This is a genomic window from Streptococcus sp. 32226D021BW (assembly GCF_053545015.1).
On the sequence record NZ_JBPPVC010000002.1, the window covers coordinates 227,435 to 246,037 of the forward strand.

The following is an 18,603-nucleotide window of genomic DNA, read 5'->3' on the forward strand; positions in this document are numbered from 1 at the left end:
TCATCCCTTTCTGTGATATAATAATGTTAGTTATTTTAGTGAGCCACTGTTCCCGCAGTGGTTTTTTGTTACCTAAATTCGTCCAGACTGACACCCAAAGTGTCAGCTATTTTGACAACATCCTCAAACTTCAAGGATTTCTTTCTTCCCATTTTTAGATCGATTAGGCTATTTTGATGCAAACCAGCTTGTCTAGCAAGTTGGTTTTTATTCAACCCTCTTTCTTCGAGTAATCTTTCAATTATTTCCCACATATATTCCTCCTGTATACTAGATATAGTATTTAAAAAGCTATTTTCAACTAGATATTGATTTTTCAATATCATTTTGCTATAATATTCTCATGAATAAAATCCTTTACACTCTTTATTCATAATTTTGATAGAAAGGAGAAAATTTATGCAGAAAGTTATAAATGCAATGGCGAAAGATGAAGTTACGTTTCTTCCTTACAGTGTAGAATTAACTAAAGGGACAATTCTGCACGAACCAGAAGCCTTGTTAAAGTTTGCTACTACGACTGATAATCAAACTTTCATACATAACTTAATCGTCTATGAGGACGGACTAACGATTCTTTGCGATTCAAGCGTGCCAACTGTATGGTCAAACAGAAAGCCGCATGTTTTTACCGATGAGAATGGCGCGCAAATCATCACTTTTCCAGATCATGAATAAACATCGTGCCATCAGGAACATGAAATATTATTCGTTTGTTCTTGGATATTAGAATCTGCTTCTTGGTAGATTCTATTTTTATTATCTTCATCCCCTTCTCCTCTCTACCGAATTTTAAAATCCTCAATCACACGAGCAATAAAACGATTTGCTTGTGGGTTTTTTAGTTTACCGTTCAAGATATTTGTGACATCCTGACGCACCATCCCATACTGGACCGCAAGTGTTGTCATAGTGATATTGTTCTCATCTAGGTAGTCCAATATTTTTTGGCGTCCACTATTTGTATTTGGCATGATTTTTCCTCGCTTTCTATATAAATGTAAGCGAAATAGTTAGAAAAAATTATATATTTTCTTGACAAACTCTATAATAAAGTCTATAATCAAGGCATAATAAAAACAACGTTTAGAACACTTCTAATCATTTATAAATACAGTTTGGCGACCGTGTTATTTAATTTTTTAGAATGTTTTTGACTTCGTTTTTTCTAACTAAATCATCTTACAAAAATTATTCTATACTTTTTTCTAGAATAAGTCAACACTTTTTTCTAGATTTTTGGAATATTTTTTGTCAATCTCTTAGAAAGGTTGATTTAACAATGTTTTCAACACTAGAAAAAATAAAAGAGCTTGCAAAAAAGAGGGGAATCTCATTAGCAAAGTTAGAAGAAAATCTAGGATATAGTACAAATTATTTCTATACTTTAAAAACGAAAGCTCCCAACGCCGAACGATTGGCTGAAATAGCTAACTACTTCAACGTGTCTACTGACTACTTGTTAGGCAGAACGGATAATCCAAAGCTTTACACGACACCAGACGGAAAAGAGGTTGACTTGTCCGATTTACGCAATAGCGTAGTCCTATTTGATGGAAAACCATTGTCTGATGATGATGTCTATAAAATCGAGCAAATCATTAAGTTATCAATCGGGGTAAGTGGCAGTGAAGATAGATGAACTACTCAAAGAAAATAAAGTAACACTTTTTGTTTTTCACAGTCAACAATGGGAACGCGACGGATTCTACTTCCCTGACCTACGTACAATCTACGTGTCTGCTGCACTGTCAAATGGGGAGCGAGAACGTGTGATACTGCATGAATTGGGGCATATTAACCATAATCCTGTCAATTATTCTCGCTGTTTGCTACAGTACGAAAATCAGGCTGACAGATTCATGGTCAGGGAACTGCTTAAGGAATACCTCAGCAAGTACGACCCAAACGACTTCAACTGGCTCTATTTCGCTGAGACTAACAGGATAGCGACTAGCTGGGGAGAGCGGATGATACAAGAAGAATTTTATAAACTGGTTAGTTAATTAAAGGAGTAACATTATGGGGTTATTTGATTTCTTGAAGCCTAACTCGGATAGAGATAGAATTTTGAAAAAATACTATTCTGATTATCCCGAGAAACCATATATTAGAGAAGATCGTGATATTAAAGGTTGGGAACAACTTATCGCATTCGACCCTAAAAAGTTGGTTAGTAAAGATAAAATGCAACGAAATTCTGACGGCCTATTGCCTGGGCATATTTACCAAATCTATTGGATAGATAAATGTAAGCCGAACAAACAATTTCCTGTTTACTTCGAGTATGAATTTGGAATTGATTTTGAAATAGAAAAAAGATTTCTGGAGCAGAATGGTTATATATTTGGCGACAATGCAACGGATAAGGGGAATTATGTACTTGAGAAATACCACGATGTCATCGAAAGTAAAAATGACCAAAATAAATTATCAAAGTTAGATTTGCAGAAAGAGCTTGCTGTTTTTGATAAAGAGCAAAAGAAATTAACTGAATTAGGGATTGAATCCAATAAAAATCGCAACGATAAGAAAGGATTTGTTATTCAAAATAACGCCATTGTAGATTATACAAATAAAGACTTTGATTCTGCTAAAAAAGGCTTCTTGAAGGCAATGAATGAATGTGATTTCTACACCCCTGGAGGCGTAGACTACCTCGCAAAAATTTACCGAAAAGAAAAAGATTATCAAGCTGAAGTCGAGTTAATTGAAAGAGCTATTAAGAAGTTTAACTCTGAGCCTGAAACGAATTGGAGCAAATATAGAATTGCTAACTTAGAGAAACGGTTAATCAAAGCCAAAGAACTACTTGACAAATAAAAAAAGCCCTACGCTCAAATTTTGGTTGAGGAGAGCGTAAGGCGAATGGTAAAGAAATCTTTTCAAAAGACATTATCTTTTGAAGTGTTTTCTTTATTCCCATTTTAACAGAAAATGAGGGAAAAAACAATGTGGACAGAAGCACATAAATCCGGAAAAGTGAATTTTGTTGAAAGATACAAAGATCCATATACCCAAAAGTGGAAACGAACATCTGTATTGATGGAGAAAGATACTCCACGGATCAGAAAAGAAGCACAGAAAATACTGGATGCAAAGATAGCAGACATCCTCAGCAAGCTGAAAAGCTCTGAAATGCTATTTACTGATTTATTCGACCAATGGTGGGTATTTTACCAGCAAGAGATAAAACGCTCCTCTATAGCCTCTCTGAAAGGCAATATAAGAGATATTAGAGAAAGCTTTGGAATTGATATTAAGGTTGTCAATATCGATCCCAAATACGTCCAGGATTACCTGGACAACCTGGACTGCTCTAGGAACCAGAAAGAACGGAATAAATCCATGCTCAACCTTGCTTTTGATTATGCAGTTGACTTAGATATCATCAAAGACAATCCATCAAGAAGAGCCAAGTTGCCACGGATTAAGAAGACTTTGGAAGATTGGAAAAAGGTGGAAGAAAAATATCTTGAGGAAGATGAGATAAAACCCCTACTGAAAGAATTATTCAGGCGACCTAGCACTTATCGCTCAGCCTTACTAGCAGAATTTATGAGCCTAAACGGTTGTCGTATTGGCGAAGCAGTCTGCATTGAACCACATAACTATGATTTTGATACCAGGGTTCTACAACTCCACGGGACATTCGACCACACTGAGGGCTATCGCAATGGTGAGAAGACAGAACCCAAAACACTAGCCTCTTACCGTGAGACAATCATGACAACCAGGGAAATGGAAATTATAGAGGAATTGGAATTCATGAATGAGCTAGAAAAGAATACCAACCCACGTTATCGGGATATGGGTTACATCTTCACAACTAAGAATGGCGTACCTATACAAACCAACTCTTTCAACTTGGCGCTAAAGAAAGCAAATGAAAGGTTAGATAAACCGATCCAGAAAAATCTGACCAGTCACATCTTCCGTCATACTTTAGTCAGTCGCTTAGCAGAAAACAGAGTCCCCCTAAAAGCCATCATGGACCGTGTCGGACATGCAGATGCTAAGACTACAACTCAAATTTACACCCATGTCACAAAGAAACTCAAGGCAAATGTGGCTGAAATCATGGAAAATTACTGATTTTATGCCCCAAAAATGCCCCAAAATACAGAAAAAAGCCTATTGCACAACGCAGAAACGTTGATACAATAGGCTTTTTAATGCTGGATTATTTTACCGCATCCTTAAGTGCTTTACCAGCTTTGAAAGCAGGTACTTTAGATGCTGCGATTTTAATCTCTGCACCTGTTTGAGGGTTGCGACCTGTACGTGCTGAACGCTCACGAACTTCAAAGTTACCGAAGCCGATCAATTGTACTTTTTCACCAGCTGCAAGGTAGTCTGCTACTGCTGCAAATACTGCATCAACAGCTGCTGCTGAATCTTTTTTAGTCAATGAAGTTGCTTCTGCAACTTTTGCAATCAAATCTTGTTTATTAGCCATTTTGCTAAGTCCTCCAATAATTTTCTGAGATTTTACTCACTTTTATAGTGTACCGAAATTTAGCCATTTGGTCAAGTTTTTAATGCTGGTTTCTTACCTTTTTCTGTATATATCAACAATAATTTGGTCGTTGTATAAATCAATGGTATTGGCCTGACCGTAAAGGCCAAATTTATTGTCCAATTCTGTTATTTTTAACTGAATTGCTGCCTCTTGGGAATTTATTTTGACAAAGGTGGGTAATTTATAGTTTTTTTGCAGATAGGCTAAAACTTCTGCCTTGGGCAAGGACAGATTTCCTGCTGAAATTTCCAATATTCGTAGAAGAACATTGCCATCTTCCATTTTGAGAGGTTGAAAATAGATATACAAGGGGATATCTACACCAAATACCTGATAGGTTCCTTCAAAAACAACCTGTTGGTTAGTCACAAATAATTGGTAAGAAAAATTCTCCGTTTGATAATCTTTTAAATAGTTGGCAATGGTTTGATTAAGGGCTTCACGGTTGGTCGCGAAAGTCCCCACTTTTGCATCTGTCTGGCTAGATGGTACCAATTCCGTCATATTTTCTCTCTTAACTTGGATACGATTTAGAAAAACCAGACCCGCCCCCAATGTCAAAGCCAATTGAACCAAGAAGAGCCACTTCCAGATATTAAGGTGTCCAGCTTTTCTCAGTTTCATACATCTTCTCCAATAGTGCTTTTTTCATGATTTCATATCCCGTATTATTGGGATGAAAATGATCATCTTCGTACAATAAATTATTTGTGCTAGCCGAACTAGACTGGCTAAGCCCCATCTCGCCTTCCAAACCTTTATAGAGCAAGTCATTGATTTCTACAAAGTAAACATCCTTGTATTTTTCCGTGATTTGCTTGGTTGTCTGATTCCATTTATTAACCACAGTCTGCATCTCGGTCAATTCAGGAAAACTGAGATAGAAGGGATTGTAAATTCCCAAAATATAGATAGGGAGATCGGCATTCTCCTGTCTTGCCCGTTTGACAATCTTTTCTAGATTTCTCCCGTATTCCCTTGCCGGCTTATCAAAGGTAGAGAGCTTGAGGTTACTTAAATTACTGACAATGACCTTACGAAGATCATTTCCACCGACCGTCAAAGTTAATAAATCAGCTTCTTTTAAGGCCTGTTTGAGTTCCTCATTCTCCTTCATCCGCTTCAAGATTTGCTTACTGGTGTTGCCGGAAACTCCAAAATTTTGAACGTCTACCTCATAACCGTACTCATTGACTAGCGACTGGGCAAGCAAGGGGACAAAACCACCTTGACCTGTCACATCTCCCACTCCTTCTGTCAAGGAGTCCCCAAGAGCCAAATAGCGAAATTTCCTATTCACTGAAAGACCTAGCTCTTCCTGACTGATGCGTGACGGCGCCTGTGGGATTAACTGATGGAATAGGAAGATTGACCCTAATAAACAGAGAAAAAAGAAGACAAGTCCCTGTATCAACTTCCGATTATTCATAGCGAACTAGGATAGCCCAGGCATCCTCACCCGTGTGGGTTTGAATGATAGAACCTGTTTCCAATACAGAAATCTCTGTTTCTACATGGGGCTGGAGTAAGTCTTTTATTTCATTGGCAAAGTCCGCCTTGCCTGAGTAAGAAATACCAATTTCTGCAAGTTCTTTATTGTTCAGACTACTCGTAAATTCATCCAACCATTTTTTGAAAGTCTTATTGCCCCGACCTTTTACAATCGGAGTTAATTGATGGTTCTTCATTTCCATGATAACTCGAATGTTGAGCAGACTGCTGAGCATACCTTGAACACGACCGATACGACCGCCCTTAACAAGATTTTCTAGGGTAGATACCCCGATATATAGTTCAGTCTTATCTTTGACCTCTTCAATGGCCGTAAGGATTTCTTCCTTGTTAGCACCAGCTTGTGCCAGTCTAGCCGCTTCCACTACCTGAAATTTTGCTGCCTGGTCAGTAAAGCCAGAGTCAAGAACGGTCACATCTGCACCAGACAAGGTAGCTCCTTGACGGGCTGCTTCAACTGTTCCTGACAAGGCATGAGAAAGAAGGATCGCAATAATCTGACTACCATCTTTAGCTAATTGGCTAAATGTTTCCGCAAAGAGACCTACCGGTGGTTGACTGGTCTTCGGTAAGTGCTTGGCTCCTCTCATCAAGTCAAGAAACTCACCTTCTGATAAGTCGCTATCTGAATAGACAACCCCATCCACCATAACAGACAAAGGAATGATGGTAATCCCCAACTCCTTAGCCAAACCAGCTTCTATTGTAGTACTAGAATCTGTTACAATTTTAATCTTCATCATCAAGTGTCCTTCCGTTCTCTTCTGTATTATCCTTTATTATAACAAATTTCAAGCTAAAAATAAACATAAAAACAAAAGCAAAAAAGGCTAGTTGCCTAACCTTTTTCAACCAATTCTTTTGCTTGACTGCGGGCTGCATCCGTAATCTTGTCACCGGCTAACATCTTGGCGATTTCCTCGATACGCTCCTCTTTGGTCAAAAGGCGGACGCGGGAAACGGTCGAATGTTCATCAGATATTTTCTCAATAAAGAACTGATAATCCGCGATGGCAATCACCTGTGGCAAATGTGAGATAGCTAAGACTTGACCGTATTGGCCGATTTTATATATCTTCTGGGCAATAGCCTGGGCAACACGGCCTGAAACTCCTGTATCCACCTCGTCAAAGACGATGGAGGTCTTGCCTTCCTTACGGGCAAAAGCAGACTTGATGGCCAACATCAAACGAGATAATTCTCCACCAGAGGCAACCTTGACCAAAGGCTTGAAGTCTTCACCAGGGTTGGTAGAGATGTAAAACTCCACCGTTTCATTCCCCTCGCGGTTAAACTTGCCCTTAGTAAAACGAACCTGGAAACGAGCTTTTTCCATGTACAAGTCCTGTAATTCTTGACGGATAATCTCTTCCAGCAACTGAGCCAATTCATGTCGGGACTGGCTGAGCTGGCTGGCTAAGGTCACTAATTCCTTCTCCATGGTCTTGAGTTGCACTTCCAAGTCATCTCCAGATAGGTCATTTCCTGTTAGAAGATTGTATTCTTCGCTGATTTTACTAAAATAGTCCAAAACATCATCGACAGTTCCACCATATTTCTTCGTAATGGTATTGAGCAAATCCAGACGACTTTCCAATTGCATGAGACGATTGCCGTCAAAATCTAGATTATCAACCACATCGCTGAGACGCTTGGTCACATCTTCAACGACATAATAAGCTTCTGTCAGGCTAGAAGATAGCTGTTGGTATTCTGGGTCAAATTCTTCTAAACTTTGCAAGTCCCCCATGGCTGAACGAAGGTTGTTCAAACTTGAAAAATCTTCATTGTCCAACATAGCATAGGCATTGGTCAAGGTATCTGCAATCTGCTTGTGATTGAGTAACTTATCCCGTTCTTGATTGAGCTGAACATCCTCACCAGATTGCAGGGCTGCTGCTTCAATCTCAGCAATTTGGTATTCCAGCATCTCAATGCGAGCCTTATGCTCCTGCTCATTTTTCTGCTTTTCGAGCACTCGTTTGCGGAGGCTACGATAGGCATCAAAAGTGGTCTGATAGCGGTCTTTTAAAGCCCAAAACTCATCTTCTCCAAAGCTGTCTAAAAGACGGATATGGTGCTGGGCCTTCATCAATTCTTCCTGGTCATGCTGGCCGTGGATGTCCACTAGGTGCTGGCCAATTTGTTTCAAGACAGACAAATTAACCATCTGCCCATTGACACGGCTGACCGAACGACCATTTTGTAGGATTTCCCGACGGATAATGAGTTCGTCCGCAACTTCAATCCCCTGTTCACTCAAAATCTGTTCCAGAGCTCTGCTATTTTCAAAGGAAAAAAGCCCCTCAATCTCAGCCTTGGCTGATCCATGGCGAATAACATCCGTCGTCGCACGCGCCCCTAACATCAGGTTCATGGCATCGATGATAATAGACTTGCCGGCCCCCGTTTCACCAGATAGGATGGTCATCCCCTTTTCAAAATTGAGGGATACCTGTTCAATAATGGCAAAATTCTTAATCGAAACTTCTAATAACATGACCTACCACCCTTTTATCGTACGTTCTAAATTGGGGATGGTTTCCTGGTCCTTCACAATGAGCAGAATACTGTCATCATCAGCAATAATCGAGAAGATTTCCTCTTGGAAATACTCACAAATCTGCCTTTTTACGACCGTTGCACTCCCTGGTACCAATTTTAAATTGACCATCTTGTCCATGACTGCAAAATCAAGAATATTATTGGACTTGACCTTGACTAGGCTACTTTTGGGCAAGCCATAGACATAGCCCTTGTCAGTTGATGGAACCTTGATGATGCCCAATTCCTTGATATCACGGGACACAGTAGCCTGGGTTGCATGAACCCCCAAGGCTTCCAAGCGTTCCACAATTTCTTCCTGAGTATCAATGGGAAATCGGACTACCAAATCTTTAATGACTTCTAATCGTTCTCGTTTATTCATCCTTTTTAAATTCCTCGTGTGCTTGATCAACAATATTTCTTATTTCACTGTGTTCAATCGGGCTAGGCAAGCTGGATTTCTCTAAATGTGCCAAAAATTCGGTGTTCCCATGACCACCTTGAACAGGAGAAAAACTAAGGCTCTTTACAGAAAAACCGGTTGCGAAAGCCATAGCAGTCACATCCTCCAAGACCTTGATGTGAACTGCCTTATCCTTGACAATCCCATTCTTACCGATATGCTCTCGGCCTGCTTCAAATTGGGGTTTAACCAAGGCCACGACCTGACCACCGTCTGCCAAAATACCATGAAGAGCTGGTAAAATCAAGCCTAGAGAGATAAAACTGACATCAATCGAAGCAAAACTTGGCTGACCCACTTTAAAATCAGCCAACTCAGCATAGCGGAAATTATATTGTTCCATGCTGATAACACGCTCGTCCTGGCGCAATTTCCAGGCCAGCTGATTGGTCCCTACATCCACAGCATAGACCTGCTTGGCTCCAGCCTGCAACATGACATCCGTAAATCCGCCTGTCGAAGCCCCAATATCAATGGTCGTTTGCCCCTCAACTGATAGGTCGAAAACCTGCAAGGCCTTTTCCAATTTCAGACCACCACGGCTGACATACTTGAGTTTCTCTCCCTTGAGCTTGAGTTCAACTCCCTCGTCAATCTTCTCACCAGGTTTATCGTAGCGTTCGCCATTGATGACCGATACCACTAGCCCTGCCATAACACCGCGCTTGGCCTGCTCTCTGGTTTCAAAGAGCCCCTGTTTATAAGCTAATACATCTACTCTTTCCTTAGCCATTGATTCGTAAACTTTCTATGATTTTTTTGATTTCTTCTCTTGAAAATGAGACTAGTTGTGCCACTTGATCTAGCTCACTACTTGCTTGGTTCAGGCTGTCTTCTAGAAAGACTTTTGAGGCTTCCAGTCCCATTAGGGCAGGGTAGGTAGACTTCTCAGCCAATAAATCTTTTTGGGGAGTTTTTCCGATTTCCTCAAAAGTAGCCGTCACATCCAAGATATCATCCCGAACTTGAAAGGCTAGACCGACCAGCTCTCCCACTCGACGCAGTAGTCGGATGACCGTTTCCGATTGACCTGTAATGATACCAGCTGCTACAAAGGGAAAGGTCAATAATTTCCCTGTCTTATTGGCATGGATGGCTTGTAATTGTTCGAGAGATAATTTTTGTCCCTCACCTGCCATATCCAAGACCTGACCAGCAACCATTCCAAAAGTCCCTGATGCCTGAGAAAGCTCTCTCACGAGAGCAAGGATGGTCTCAGCTGGCAAATCTATTTGAGCCAAAAATCCAAAAGGATCTAAAAATAAACTGTCCCCTGCTAAAATAGCTGTCGCTTCATCGAATTTCTTATGGTTGGTCAAACGCCCCCGACGGTAATCATCATCGTCCATGGCTGGCAGATCATCATGTATCAGACTGCCAGTATGAATGAGCTCGACACAGGCAGCTACCTGATAATGAGCTTTTTGCAAGGTCACTCCAAAAGCTTCCAAAAGCGTCAAAAGGAGCATGGGCCGAATCCGTTTGCCTCCTGCCTGTAGCGAATAAAGAACCGATTGATTGAGCCGCTCAGCTATCTGAGGTCGATAAAAGTCTGCTATAGTTTCCTCAAGTAGCTGCAATTTACTAGCTCCCATTAGTTCATCTCCACTTCACTGCCATCCGCCTGCATGACCTTGACCAAGGTCTTTTCAGCTTCAGCAAGTGTCTTTTGTAAATCCTTAGATAAAACCATCCCTTTTTGAAACTCGGCAAGTGCCTCTTCCAAGGCTACATCCCCACGCTCCAATTTGGTTACAATTCCTTCTAATTCAGCTAAATTTTCTTCAAATGTTTTTGTCTTTTTGGACATGATTTACCTCCACATCAAGTTGACCATCCTTCATCTGAATGGTCAGGTGTTCACCCTTTTGTATAGTTTCCACACTGTCTAGAACTCGACCATCTTGTAAAAGCATGGCATAACCACGAGCCACGATACGACTGGTATCCAGCATGGTTAGGGCCTCAATCAGCTTGTCTGCCTTGGACATCTTGTTATCATAGATATTGGCCATATTGCTCTTCAAGAGTCGTTCCTGCTGGATAATTCTTTCTTGGAAACTCTCGACTTTACGGCCAAGTTGTAGGCCTTGTAAACGTTGATTGAGTAACAAACTAGCCTGTTTCTGCTGGCTATATACTTCTTTCATCCGTGTCTGCAATTGATTGGTCAAGCGGTCTAATTTTTGTAAATAGCCATCGTATAAACGTTCTGGCTGGCGGAACATAACTGACTGGCTAATTTTCTCAAGCTGACCTCTCAGGAATTTCAAACGATTGGCCATGGCCTGATAGGCTCGATTTTCCTGCTGATTTAAATAACCTAGTAAGTCTGCCTTGGTCACAGGTGTTGCTAATTCTGCGGCAGCTGTTGGGGTAGCAGCTCGTTTATCTGCTACAAAATCAGCCAGAGTCGTATCCGTTTCGTGACCTACGCTGGAAATGATTGGAATACGCGATTCAAAAATAGCCCGAACCACAATTTCCTCATTGAAAGCCCACAGGTCTTCAATAGAACCACCGCCACGACCAACAATGAGTACATCTAAATCATCACGCTCATTGGCTCTTTGGATATTGGCAACGACTTCTTGAGCAGCCCCATCTCCTTGCACCTTGGTCGGATAGAGGACAATTTCCACTCCCGGAAAACGCCGACTGACCGTGGTAATAATATCTTGAATGACCGCACCACTAGGACTGGTAATGACCCCTATTTTCTTGGTAAATCGAGGTAATTCCTGCTTGAATTCTTGCTTAAACAGGCCTTCCTGGGTCAGAGCTTGTTTGAGCTGCTCAAACTTGATAGCCAAGGCACCAATACCGTCTGGCTCCGCTTTTTCAATAACAATGGAATAGGAGCCACCTGGTTCGTATAGCTGCACACGACCAACCGCATTGATTTTCATTCCCTCTTCAAGATCAAAGCCCAGATTTTTATAGACACCAGCCCACATGGTTGCCTGAATGACCGCCTTGTCATCCTTGAGCGAAAAATATTGATGACTTGGACGCTTGCGGAAATTGGACACTTGCCCAGTCAAATAGACCCTCTCCAAATAAGGATCGCGGTCAAACTTTAATTTTAAATACTTGGTTAGATGGCTAACCGATAAATATTCAACCATGTCCACTCCTTCTGTCTGTATCTCTACTATTATACCAAATTTTGCACTTTTATACAGAACTAGGCCTATTATTTCCGATAGCTTTCCTGTGTTTTTTTCTGCAATTTGCTATATAATAGTTTGTAAGAAAATAGGAACTTGATAACAGGTTCTAAGGAGTTTAAGATGAAAATTGATGATTTACGTAAAAGTTCCAATATTGAAGACCGAAGAGGACAACGGAGCTCGGGTCCGTCTTTCTCTGGTGGTTCAGCTGGTGGTAATCTCTTACTAAGCCTACTCTTCTCCCGTCTGGGTTGGAAGGGAAAATTGGTGCTAGTGGTCCTCCTCTTCGCTTTTGGCGGCATGTCTAATCTAGGTGGCTTACTTTCACCAACAACCAACACCAATCCTTATCAGTCTAGCCAGGTTACGACAAGCGGTACCAGTGTTTCTGACGCAGATGCAGAATTTATGAGTAAGGTACTGGCCTCAACAGAAGATTTTTGGACACAAGAGTTTGCAAGAAATGGTCTAACCTACCAAGCACCAACCCTTGTTTTCTATACGGACCAGACCCAAACAGGCTGTGGAACAGGTTCTGCTCAGGCCGGTCCCTTCTATTGTTCAGCTGACCGAAAGATTTATATCGATACTTCTTTTTATCAAGAACTTGCTAGCAAGTATAAGGCTGCTGGTGACTTTGCCATGGCCTATGTCATCGCTCATGAAGTTGGTCACCATGTCCAAAATGAATTGGAGGTCCTTGGTGCCTACCACCAAAAACGTGCTCAATTATCAGAAAAGGAAGGAAATGCCCTCAATGTCCGTCTAGAATTGCAAGCTGACTACTACGCTGGTGCCTGGGCCAAATATGTCGATGGTCAGGGTATCTTAGATGTTGGCGATATTGATGAGGCCATGAATGCTGCCCATGCAGTTGGGGATGATACTCTTCAACAAGAAGCCTACGGCCGTACTGTCCCAGATAGTTTCACCCACGGTACTTCTGAACAACGTAAAAAATGGTTTAACCTTGGCTATACCTATGGTGATTTGGCACATGCCGATACCTTCTCGATAAGTAATCCATAAAAAATCTATCCCCAGTTTCATGACTGGGGATTTTCTTATAAAAAAATGAGGTCAGCTCTTGCCAACCTCGCCAACTTACCTATTTCCCACTTCTGACACAAGCCTCAAAAGTCTGCTCCATGAGCATGGTAATGGTCATAGGGCCAACTCCACCTGGAACAGGGGTAATGTGACTAGCAACTTCTGCTACTTCATCATATTTGACATCCCCAATCAGTTTGCCATTTTCATCACGGTTCATGCCCACGTCAATCACTACTGCACCTGGCTTGACAAATTCCTTGGTTACAAAATGTCCACGACCAATTGCAACGACTAAAATATCCGCCTGACGAGCCAATTCTGCTAGATTTTTTGTCCGTGAATGAGCAATGGTCACAGTTGCATTGGCATCCAAAAGGAGCTGGGCCATGGGTTTTCCAACGATATTGGAACGACCAATAACCAGAGCTGTTTTGCCTTCTAAATCTATCTGGTATTCCTTGAACATTTCCATAATCCCTGCGGGTGTGGATGGAATCATGACCGGGTGACCTGACCAGAATTTACCCATGTTGGTCGGGTGGAAACCGTCCACATCCTTGTCTGGATCAATAGCCAACAAGACTTTCTCTTCACTGATATGGGCTGGTAGTGGCAACTGTACCAAGATCCCATGCCATGCATCATCTTGATTGTAGCGCTCAATCAATTCCAAAAGTTCTTCTTCTGAAATGCTAGCTGGCACTCGTACAACCTCACTCTTGAAACCAGCTGCAAGGGCTGATCGTTCTTTATTGCGGACATAGACCTGACTGGCTGGATCTTCACCCACCAAAATAACAACCAAGCCTGGTACCAATCCTTTCTCCGCTTTTAATCGAGCTGTTTTTTCTGCCAGAGCTGTCTGCATTTTGACTGCCAAGGCCTTACCATCAATCACTGTCATTGCTTAAAATCTCCTCATTTTTTCTTCATTATACCCTATTTGCCACTGATTTGACTAGGTTCTCACCCAATTCATCAGAAAACAACAAAAAACTCCGAACAATGTCGGAGTTCCGTTTACAAGACTTTGGATAAGAAATCCTTAGTCCGTTCTTCCTTAGTGTGTTCAAATACTTCTTCAGGAGTTCCATCTTCAACAATGTAGCCTCCATCCATAAAGATAACACGGTCTGCCACTTCACGCGCGAAGCCCATTTCATGGGTTACAATAACCATGGTCATCCCTGACTTGGCCAAGTCCTGCATAACCGCAAGTACCTCACCAACCATTTCAGGATCAAGGGCAGAAGTTGGTTCATCAAAGAGCAAGACATCCGGATCCATAGCCAAACCACGGGCAATAGCAATCCGCTGTTGCTGACCTCCTGATAAACTTTGGGGATAGGCATCCGCCTTATCCGGCAAACCAACCTTTTCAAGCAATTCCTTGGCCTTGGCTTCAGCTTCAGCCTTAGCAATTCCTTTTGTTTTAATAGGTGACAAGGTAATATTTTCTAATACGGTCATATTTGGGAATAAGTTAAATTGCTGGAAAACCATTCCCATCTTCTCACGCATCTTGAAAATATCATTTGCTTTATCCGTAATATCGACACCTTCAAAAGTCACCGTTCCCTTGGTCGGCACCTCTAAGAGATTCATGGTACGCAAGAATGTTGATTTTCCTGAACCAGAAGGACCGATAATGACAACCACTTGACCTTGCTGGATATCTAAATCAATCCCTTTTAAAACTTCATTTTCACCAAAATACTTATGAAGATCTTTTATGGAAATAATTGCTTCTGTCATCTTAGTGTCCTCCCTTGTTTAATTTTTTCTCAAGAGCTTGAATGCCTAGGGTCAAAATACTGGTCATCATCAAATAATAGAAGGCTGCAAAAATAAGCGGACTTTGAGTGAGATAAGTCGTCGTAGCAACCGTCTGTGCACCATTCCACAACTCAATAACACCGATGGTTGACAGGAGCGAGCTGTCCTTAACAATCGTCACAAACTCATTTCCCAAAGCAGGGAGAATATTCTTGATAGCCTGTGGCATAATGACGTAGCGCATGGCTTGTTTTGGACGAATACCTAATGAATAGGCTGCTTCCAACTGCCCCTTAGGCACAGCATTGATACCCGCACGGATGGTTTCAGACACATAGGCTGCGGAGTTCATAGAAATGACAATAATCCCTGGAATTAAACGCGTCAAATCTACATCTAAAATCCCTATTTGGATAGTCGGAGCCACAAAATTGGTCATGGCAAAGGCAATCATAATCTGTACTACCATTGGAGTACCGCGGAAAATCCAGACATAAATATTGGCAAGCCAAACCAGAACCTTATATCTACTGCGTTGGGCAAAGGCCAAGAGCGTCCCTAAAATACTACCAAAGAAAACCGAGAAAAAAGCGATAATAAGGGTTACAAGGGCCCCATAATTAAAATATGCCCAATAATCAGGCAAGAAAGAAAAATCCATTCATTCACTCCTCAAATATGATTTAGACACCATTATACCATTTTTGAATATTTATGCAACTGTTTTTGCTTAGATATTCATTTTATTGCAAGAAAAAAGCACCTATCGGTGCTCGAGCTTGTTCTTAGTACAACAATTCGTAGATTTCCATCGCAATCAAGTCAATGCTGTCAAACGTATAGGTTTCACGAGCAGCAACATCACGCAAGGTAAATACTGAACCATTTTCCTCGTCATAGCTATAAGCCACTTCTGCAACAACAACACCTTCACGCTCAAAATTACGTTTCAATGTACCACCATCGTTAGCCATAGCTTCCAGACGATTGATAATTCTCACCAAATGTGATTCCATATTCCTTCTCCTAATCCTTTTTATAAAAACATTTTACCACATATTATAAAAAAAGTCTTGATTTTTCAACATTTTCTTGCCAGTTCCAAGGCATCCAAGAGATTATTTTCCAAATATAGCAGTTTCTTGATTTTTCCCTAAATCTTGTTATAATAAAGCTATAACTGACCTTTATTGACTATTTGACAAAGGTCCATTCCAAAGAAAGAGGTAGAACGATGCTCTGTCATAACTGTAAAATCAACGATGCAACCATCCATCTCTATACCAATCTGAATGGTAAGCAACAACAGGTAGATCTCTGCCACAACTGCTACCAAATTATGAAAACAGACCCTAATAATGCCATCTTACGTGGTTTAGGGGATTTAACAAACCCAAATAATATGGACCCTTTCAGCGAGTTCTTCAATCACTTGGGAGGCTATCCAGGAAACACTCCAGCTGGCAAGAAACGTGACCAAACCCCACCAACACAAGCAGGAGGGAACAACGGGCGTGGTGGGCAAACTCCACCCCCTCAGCAACCACAACAACCAAATGGACTTTTAGAAGAATTTGGTATCAACGTGACGGAAATTGCCCGCCGTGGTGATATTGACCCAGTGATTGGCCGTGACCAAGAAATTACACGTGTCATCGAAATCCTCAACCGCCGTACCAAGAACAACCCTGTCCTCATCGGTGAGCCAGGTGTTGGTAAAACCGCTGTTGTTGAAGGGTTGGCTCAAAAAATTGTCGACGGCGATGTGCCACAAAAATTGCAAGGTAAGGAAGTCATCCGATTAGATGTTGTTAGCCTGGTACAAGGAACTGGTATCCGTGGCCAATTTGAAGAACGCATGCAAAAACTAATGGAAGAAATCCGTAATCGTCGTGAGATTATCCTCTTTATCGACGAAATCCACGAGATTGTCGGGGCTGGCTCTGCTGGTGATGGCAATATGGATGCTGGAAATATCCTCAAACCTGCCCTTGCCCGTGGTGAAATGCAGCTAGTCGGTGCAACAACCCTCAACGAATACCGTATTATCGAGAAGGATGCAGCCTTAGAACGCCGTATGCAACCTGTAAAGGTCGAAGAACCAAGCGTTGAAGAAACCATTATCATTCTCAAGGGTATCCAGAATAAGTATCAGGATTACCACCATGTCAAATACTCTGACGCAGCTATTGAAGCTGCTGCTGTCCTTTCAAATCGCTATATCCAAGACCGTTTCTTGCCAGACAAGGCCATTGACCTACTGGACGAAGCTGGTTCTAAGATGAACTTGACCCTCAATTTTGTTGATCCAAAAGAAATCGACCAACGCTTGATTGATGCCGAAAATCGTAAGGCCCAAGCAACTCGTGACGAGGACTATGAAAAGGCTGCCTATTTCCGTGACCAGATTGCCAAGTATAAGGAAATGCAAAAAGCAACCATCAGCGAGGAAGATATTCCCCTCATTACTGAAAAGGAAATTGAAGCCATCGTAGAACAAAAAACCAACATACCTGTTGGCGATTTGAAAGAAAAAGAACAATCTCAACTCATCAACCTAGCTAGCGACCTCAAAGCCCACGTTATCGGTCAAGATGAAGCTGTTGACAAAATCGCCAAGGCCATTCGCCGCAACCGTGTTGGTCTTGGAGCACCAAACCGCCCAATCGGTTCCTTCCTCTTTGTCGGACCAACCGGTGTCGGTAAAACAGAACTGTCCAAGCAACTAGCGATTGAACTCTTCGGTTCAGCCGATAGTATGATTCGCTTCGATATGTCTGAGTACATGGAGAAACATGCCGTTGCCAAGCTAGTCGGTGCCCCTCCAGGTTATGTAGGCTATGAAGAAGCCGGTCAGCTAACTGAAAAAGTCCGCCGTAATCCTTACTCTCTCATCCTCTTGGATGAGGTAGAAAAGGCCCACCCTGATGTCATGCACATGTTCCTCCAAGTCCTAGACGACGGCCGTCTGACAGATGGACAGGGACGCACGGTCAGCTTCAAAGACACCATTATCATCATGACCTCAAATGCTGGAACTGGGAAAATCGAAGCAAGTGTCGGTTTTGGTGCAGCCATGGAAGGTCGCACCCAGTCGGTTCTTGGCCAACTCAGCAATTTCTTCAGTCCAGAATTTATGAACCGCTTTGACGGAATCATCGAGTTCCAACCACTCAGCAAGGAAAATCTCCTTGAAATTGTCAGCCTCATGCTTGATGACGTCAACAAACGCTTATCTAACAACGGCATTAGCCTACATGTGACAGATAAGGTTAAAGAAAAATTGGTTGATTTGGGCTACGATCCCAAAATGGGGGCTCGGCCACTACGCAGAACCATCCAAGATCAAATCGAAGATGCCATTACAGACTTTTACTTGGAAAACCCAAGCGAAAAAGACCTTCGCGCTGTTATGACCAGCAAGGGGAACATTCAAATCAAGGCAAATACAAAAACAAAATAAGTAGGAAAAGTGGGAGTGGGAAAGAACTCGACTGGTCAAAAACATACTAAGATTAGTAGTGAGGAAATCTCCGACGGGAGAGAGTACTCACTAC

General features: G+C 41.8%; 23 protein-coding genes. 7 read left to right on the top strand and 16 right to left on the bottom strand.

What is annotated here, in order from left to right; all coding sequences use genetic code 11:
• Window positions 1-68: 68 nt before the first annotated feature.
• A complete protein-coding gene (locus ACEE44_RS02725) occupies window positions 69-254 on the bottom strand; it encodes a helix-turn-helix domain-containing protein (protein WP_024395623.1) in 186 nt (61 codons plus the stop codon).
• Window positions 255-399: 145 nt separating this feature from the next.
• On the opposite strand from ACEE44_RS02725, the gene ACEE44_RS02730 reads away from it, so the two are divergent.
• Window positions 400-678 carry a hypothetical protein gene (locus tag ACEE44_RS02730; protein ID WP_024395624.1) on the top strand — a complete coding sequence of 93 codons (279 nt, stop codon included), beginning with the start codon at window positions 400-402 and terminating at the stop codon, window positions 676-678.
• Between the two features lie 104 nt (window positions 679-782).
• Here the strand turns inward: ACEE44_RS02730 and ACEE44_RS02735 are convergent, their stop codons facing one another.
• On the bottom strand, window positions 783-974 hold the full coding sequence (locus tag ACEE44_RS02735; protein WP_216807202.1) for a hypothetical protein: 192 nt from the start codon (window positions 972-974) through the stop codon (window positions 783-785).
• A 308-nt stretch (window positions 975-1,282) separates the two neighbouring features.
• Between ACEE44_RS02735 and ACEE44_RS02740 the strand changes: the two genes are divergently transcribed.
• The 4 genes from ACEE44_RS02740 (at window position 1,283) to ACEE44_RS02755 (ending at window position 4,095) form a co-directional block, all read left to right on the top strand.
• The gene (locus ACEE44_RS02740) at window positions 1,283-1,642 is read left to right on the top strand and encodes a helix-turn-helix domain-containing protein (protein ID WP_216807203.1); all 360 of its coding nucleotides are present in this window, start codon (window positions 1,283-1,285) and stop codon (window positions 1,640-1,642) included.
• Complete coding sequence (locus ACEE44_RS02745; RefSeq protein ID WP_449171195.1) at window positions 1,629-2,006, top strand: ImmA/IrrE family metallo-endopeptidase; 378 nt, start codon at window positions 1,629-1,631, stop codon at window positions 2,004-2,006. Before ACEE44_RS02740 ends, ACEE44_RS02745 begins: the two co-directional genes overlap by 14 nt.
• A gap of 16 nt (window positions 2,007-2,022) precedes the next feature.
• Window positions 2,023-2,823: a hypothetical protein gene (locus ACEE44_RS02750; RefSeq protein ID WP_449171180.1), complete on the top strand. Its 801-nt coding sequence runs from the start codon at window positions 2,023-2,025 to the stop codon at window positions 2,821-2,823.
• Between the two features lie 129 nt (window positions 2,824-2,952).
• Window positions 2,953-4,095 carry a tyrosine-type recombinase/integrase gene (locus ACEE44_RS02755; protein ID WP_449171181.1) on the top strand — a complete coding sequence of 381 codons (1,143 nt, stop codon included), beginning with the start codon at window positions 2,953-2,955 and terminating at the stop codon, window positions 4,093-4,095.
• 88 nt (window positions 4,096-4,183) lie between these two features.
• Here ACEE44_RS02755 and ACEE44_RS02760 read toward each other — a convergent pair whose 3' ends face one another.
• The 10 genes from ACEE44_RS02760 to xseA form a co-directional block, all read right to left on the bottom strand.
• Window positions 4,184-4,459: an HU family DNA-binding protein gene (locus tag ACEE44_RS02760; RefSeq protein WP_105106668.1), complete on the bottom strand. Its 276-nt coding sequence runs from the start codon at window positions 4,457-4,459 to the stop codon at window positions 4,184-4,186.
• A gap of 93 nt (window positions 4,460-4,552) precedes the next feature.
• Complete coding sequence (locus tag ACEE44_RS02765; protein WP_172050108.1) at window positions 4,553-5,146, bottom strand: DUF2140 family protein; 594 nt, start codon at window positions 5,144-5,146, stop codon at window positions 4,553-4,555.
• On the bottom strand, window positions 5,118-5,951 hold the full coding sequence (locus tag ACEE44_RS02770) for an SGNH/GDSL hydrolase family protein (RefSeq protein WP_449171182.1): 834 nt from the start codon (window positions 5,949-5,951) through the stop codon (window positions 5,118-5,120). The genes ACEE44_RS02765 and ACEE44_RS02770 overlap by 29 nt, the downstream gene beginning before the upstream one ends.
• A complete protein-coding gene (locus ACEE44_RS02775) occupies window positions 5,944-6,777 on the bottom strand; it encodes a DegV family protein (RefSeq protein ID WP_449171183.1) in 834 nt (277 codons plus the stop codon). The genes ACEE44_RS02770 and ACEE44_RS02775 overlap by 8 nt, the downstream gene beginning before the upstream one ends.
• Window positions 6,778-6,872: 95 nt before the next feature.
• Window positions 6,873-8,534: a DNA repair protein RecN gene (recN, locus tag ACEE44_RS02780; RefSeq protein WP_449171184.1), complete on the bottom strand. Its 1,662-nt coding sequence runs from the start codon at window positions 8,532-8,534 to the stop codon at window positions 6,873-6,875.
• Between the two features lie 3 nt (window positions 8,535-8,537).
• Window positions 8,538-8,963, bottom strand: a complete 426-nt coding sequence (locus ACEE44_RS02785) for an arginine repressor (protein WP_449171185.1) — start codon at window positions 8,961-8,963, stop codon at window positions 8,538-8,540.
• Window positions 8,956-9,777, bottom strand: a complete 822-nt coding sequence (locus tag ACEE44_RS02790; RefSeq protein ID WP_449171186.1) for a TlyA family RNA methyltransferase — start codon at window positions 9,775-9,777, stop codon at window positions 8,956-8,958. Before ACEE44_RS02790 ends, ACEE44_RS02785 begins: the two co-directional genes overlap by 8 nt.
• Entirely contained in the window at window positions 9,770-10,639 is an 870-nt protein-coding gene (locus ACEE44_RS02795; RefSeq protein WP_332412905.1) for a polyprenyl synthetase family protein, read from the bottom strand. The genes ACEE44_RS02790 and ACEE44_RS02795 overlap by 8 nt, the downstream gene beginning before the upstream one ends.
• Window positions 10,639-10,854, bottom strand: a complete 216-nt coding sequence (locus tag ACEE44_RS02800; protein WP_332412904.1) for an exodeoxyribonuclease VII small subunit — start codon at window positions 10,852-10,854, stop codon at window positions 10,639-10,641. The genes ACEE44_RS02795 and ACEE44_RS02800 overlap by 1 nt, the downstream gene beginning before the upstream one ends.
• On the bottom strand, window positions 10,829-12,172 hold the full coding sequence (xseA, locus tag ACEE44_RS02805) for an exodeoxyribonuclease VII large subunit (RefSeq protein ID WP_332412903.1): 1,344 nt from the start codon (window positions 12,170-12,172) through the stop codon (window positions 10,829-10,831). The genes ACEE44_RS02800 and xseA overlap by 26 nt, the downstream gene beginning before the upstream one ends.
• A 165-nt stretch (window positions 12,173-12,337) precedes the next feature.
• Here xseA and ypfJ point away from each other — a divergent pair, with 165 nt between their 5' ends.
• Window positions 12,338-13,246 (top strand): KPN_02809 family neutral zinc metallopeptidase, encoded by a 909-nt coding sequence (gene ypfJ, locus ACEE44_RS02810; RefSeq protein WP_449171187.1) that lies wholly within the window; start codon window positions 12,338-12,340, stop codon window positions 13,244-13,246.
• Between the two features lie 79 nt (window positions 13,247-13,325).
• Here ypfJ and ACEE44_RS02815 read toward each other — a convergent pair whose 3' ends face one another.
• From ACEE44_RS02815 to ACEE44_RS02830, 4 genes are all read right to left on the bottom strand, one after another.
• On the bottom strand, window positions 13,326-14,174 hold the full coding sequence (locus tag ACEE44_RS02815; RefSeq protein WP_449171188.1) for a bifunctional methylenetetrahydrofolate dehydrogenase/methenyltetrahydrofolate cyclohydrolase: 849 nt from the start codon (window positions 14,172-14,174) through the stop codon (window positions 13,326-13,328).
• 116 nt (window positions 14,175-14,290) lie between these two features.
• Complete coding sequence (locus ACEE44_RS02820; RefSeq protein ID WP_172082892.1) at window positions 14,291-15,025, bottom strand: amino acid ABC transporter ATP-binding protein; 735 nt, start codon at window positions 15,023-15,025, stop codon at window positions 14,291-14,293.
• A 1-nt stretch (window position 15,026) separates the two neighbouring features.
• The gene (locus ACEE44_RS02825) at window positions 15,027-15,707 is read right to left on the bottom strand and encodes an amino acid ABC transporter permease (protein WP_105109884.1); all 681 of its coding nucleotides are present in this window, start codon (window positions 15,705-15,707) and stop codon (window positions 15,027-15,029) included.
• 124 nt (window positions 15,708-15,831) lie between these two features.
• Entirely contained in the window at window positions 15,832-16,062 is a 231-nt protein-coding gene (locus ACEE44_RS02830; protein ID WP_024532454.1) for a DUF1797 family protein, read from the bottom strand.
• Window positions 16,063-16,280: 218 nt separating this feature from the next.
• On the opposite strand from ACEE44_RS02830, the gene ACEE44_RS02835 reads away from it, so the two are divergent.
• A complete protein-coding gene (locus ACEE44_RS02835) occupies window positions 16,281-18,509 on the top strand; it encodes an AAA family ATPase (RefSeq protein ID WP_449171189.1) in 2,229 nt (742 codons plus the stop codon).
• The last annotated feature ends 94 nt before the right edge of the window (window positions 18,510-18,603 follow it).

What these genes read in the sequence shown, in the direction of transcription:
- ACEE44_RS02825 (WP_105109884.1), bottom strand. Translation starts at nt 15,707, where the DNA reads ATGGATTTTTCTTTCTTGCCTGATTATTGGGCATATTTTAATTATGGG.
- ACEE44_RS02800 (WP_332412904.1), bottom strand. Translation starts at nt 10,854, where the DNA reads ATGTCCAAAAAGACAAAAACATTTGAAGAAAATTTAGCTGAATTAGAA.
- ACEE44_RS02755 (WP_449171181.1), top strand. Translation starts at nt 2,953, where the DNA reads ATGTGGACAGAAGCACATAAATCCGGAAAAGTGAATTTTGTTGAAAGA.
- ACEE44_RS02795 (WP_332412905.1), bottom strand. Translation starts at nt 10,639, where the DNA reads ATGGGAGCTAGTAAATTGCAGCTACTTGAGGAAACTATAGCAGACTTT.
- ypfJ (WP_449171187.1), top strand. Translation starts at nt 12,338, where the DNA reads ATGAAAATTGATGATTTACGTAAAAGTTCCAATATTGAAGACCGAAGA.
- ACEE44_RS02815 (WP_449171188.1), bottom strand. Translation starts at nt 14,174, where the DNA reads ATGACAGTGATTGATGGTAAGGCCTTGGCAGTCAAAATGCAGACAGCT.
- xseA (WP_332412903.1), bottom strand. Translation starts at nt 12,172, where the DNA reads ATGGTTGAATATTTATCGGTTAGCCATCTAACCAAGTATTTAAAATTA.
- ACEE44_RS02730 (WP_024395624.1), top strand. Translation starts at nt 400, where the DNA reads ATGCAGAAAGTTATAAATGCAATGGCGAAAGATGAAGTTACGTTTCTT.
- ACEE44_RS02750 (WP_449171180.1), top strand. Translation starts at nt 2,023, where the DNA reads ATGGGGTTATTTGATTTCTTGAAGCCTAACTCGGATAGAGATAGAATT.
- ACEE44_RS02770 (WP_449171182.1), bottom strand. Translation starts at nt 5,951, where the DNA reads ATGAATAATCGGAAGTTGATACAGGGACTTGTCTTCTTTTTTCTCTGT.
- ACEE44_RS02740 (WP_216807203.1), top strand. Translation starts at nt 1,283, where the DNA reads ATGTTTTCAACACTAGAAAAAATAAAAGAGCTTGCAAAAAAGAGGGGA.
- ACEE44_RS02790 (WP_449171186.1), bottom strand. Translation starts at nt 9,777, where the DNA reads ATGGCTAAGGAAAGAGTAGATGTATTAGCTTATAAACAGGGGCTCTTT.
- ACEE44_RS02830 (WP_024532454.1), bottom strand. Translation starts at nt 16,062, where the DNA reads ATGGAATCACATTTGGTGAGAATTATCAATCGTCTGGAAGCTATGGCT.
- ACEE44_RS02775 (WP_449171183.1), bottom strand. Translation starts at nt 6,777, where the DNA reads ATGATGAAGATTAAAATTGTAACAGATTCTAGTACTACAATAGAAGCT.
- ACEE44_RS02820 (WP_172082892.1), bottom strand. Translation starts at nt 15,025, where the DNA reads ATGACAGAAGCAATTATTTCCATAAAAGATCTTCATAAGTATTTTGGT.
- ACEE44_RS02765 (WP_172050108.1), bottom strand. Translation starts at nt 5,146, where the DNA reads ATGAAACTGAGAAAAGCTGGACACCTTAATATCTGGAAGTGGCTCTTC.
- ACEE44_RS02760 (WP_105106668.1), bottom strand. Translation starts at nt 4,459, where the DNA reads ATGGCTAATAAACAAGATTTGATTGCAAAAGTTGCAGAAGCAACTTCA.
- ACEE44_RS02785 (WP_449171185.1), bottom strand. Translation starts at nt 8,963, where the DNA reads ATGAATAAACGAGAACGATTAGAAGTCATTAAAGATTTGGTAGTCCGA.
- ACEE44_RS02725 (WP_024395623.1), bottom strand. Translation starts at nt 254, where the DNA reads ATGTGGGAAATAATTGAAAGATTACTCGAAGAAAGAGGGTTGAATAAA.
- ACEE44_RS02735 (WP_216807202.1), bottom strand. Translation starts at nt 974, where the DNA reads ATGCCAAATACAAATAGTGGACGCCAAAAAATATTGGACTACCTAGAT.
- recN (WP_449171184.1), bottom strand. Translation starts at nt 8,534, where the DNA reads ATGTTATTAGAAGTTTCGATTAAGAATTTTGCCATTATTGAACAGGTA.
- ACEE44_RS02835 (WP_449171189.1), top strand. Translation starts at nt 16,281, where the DNA reads ATGCTCTGTCATAACTGTAAAATCAACGATGCAACCATCCATCTCTAT.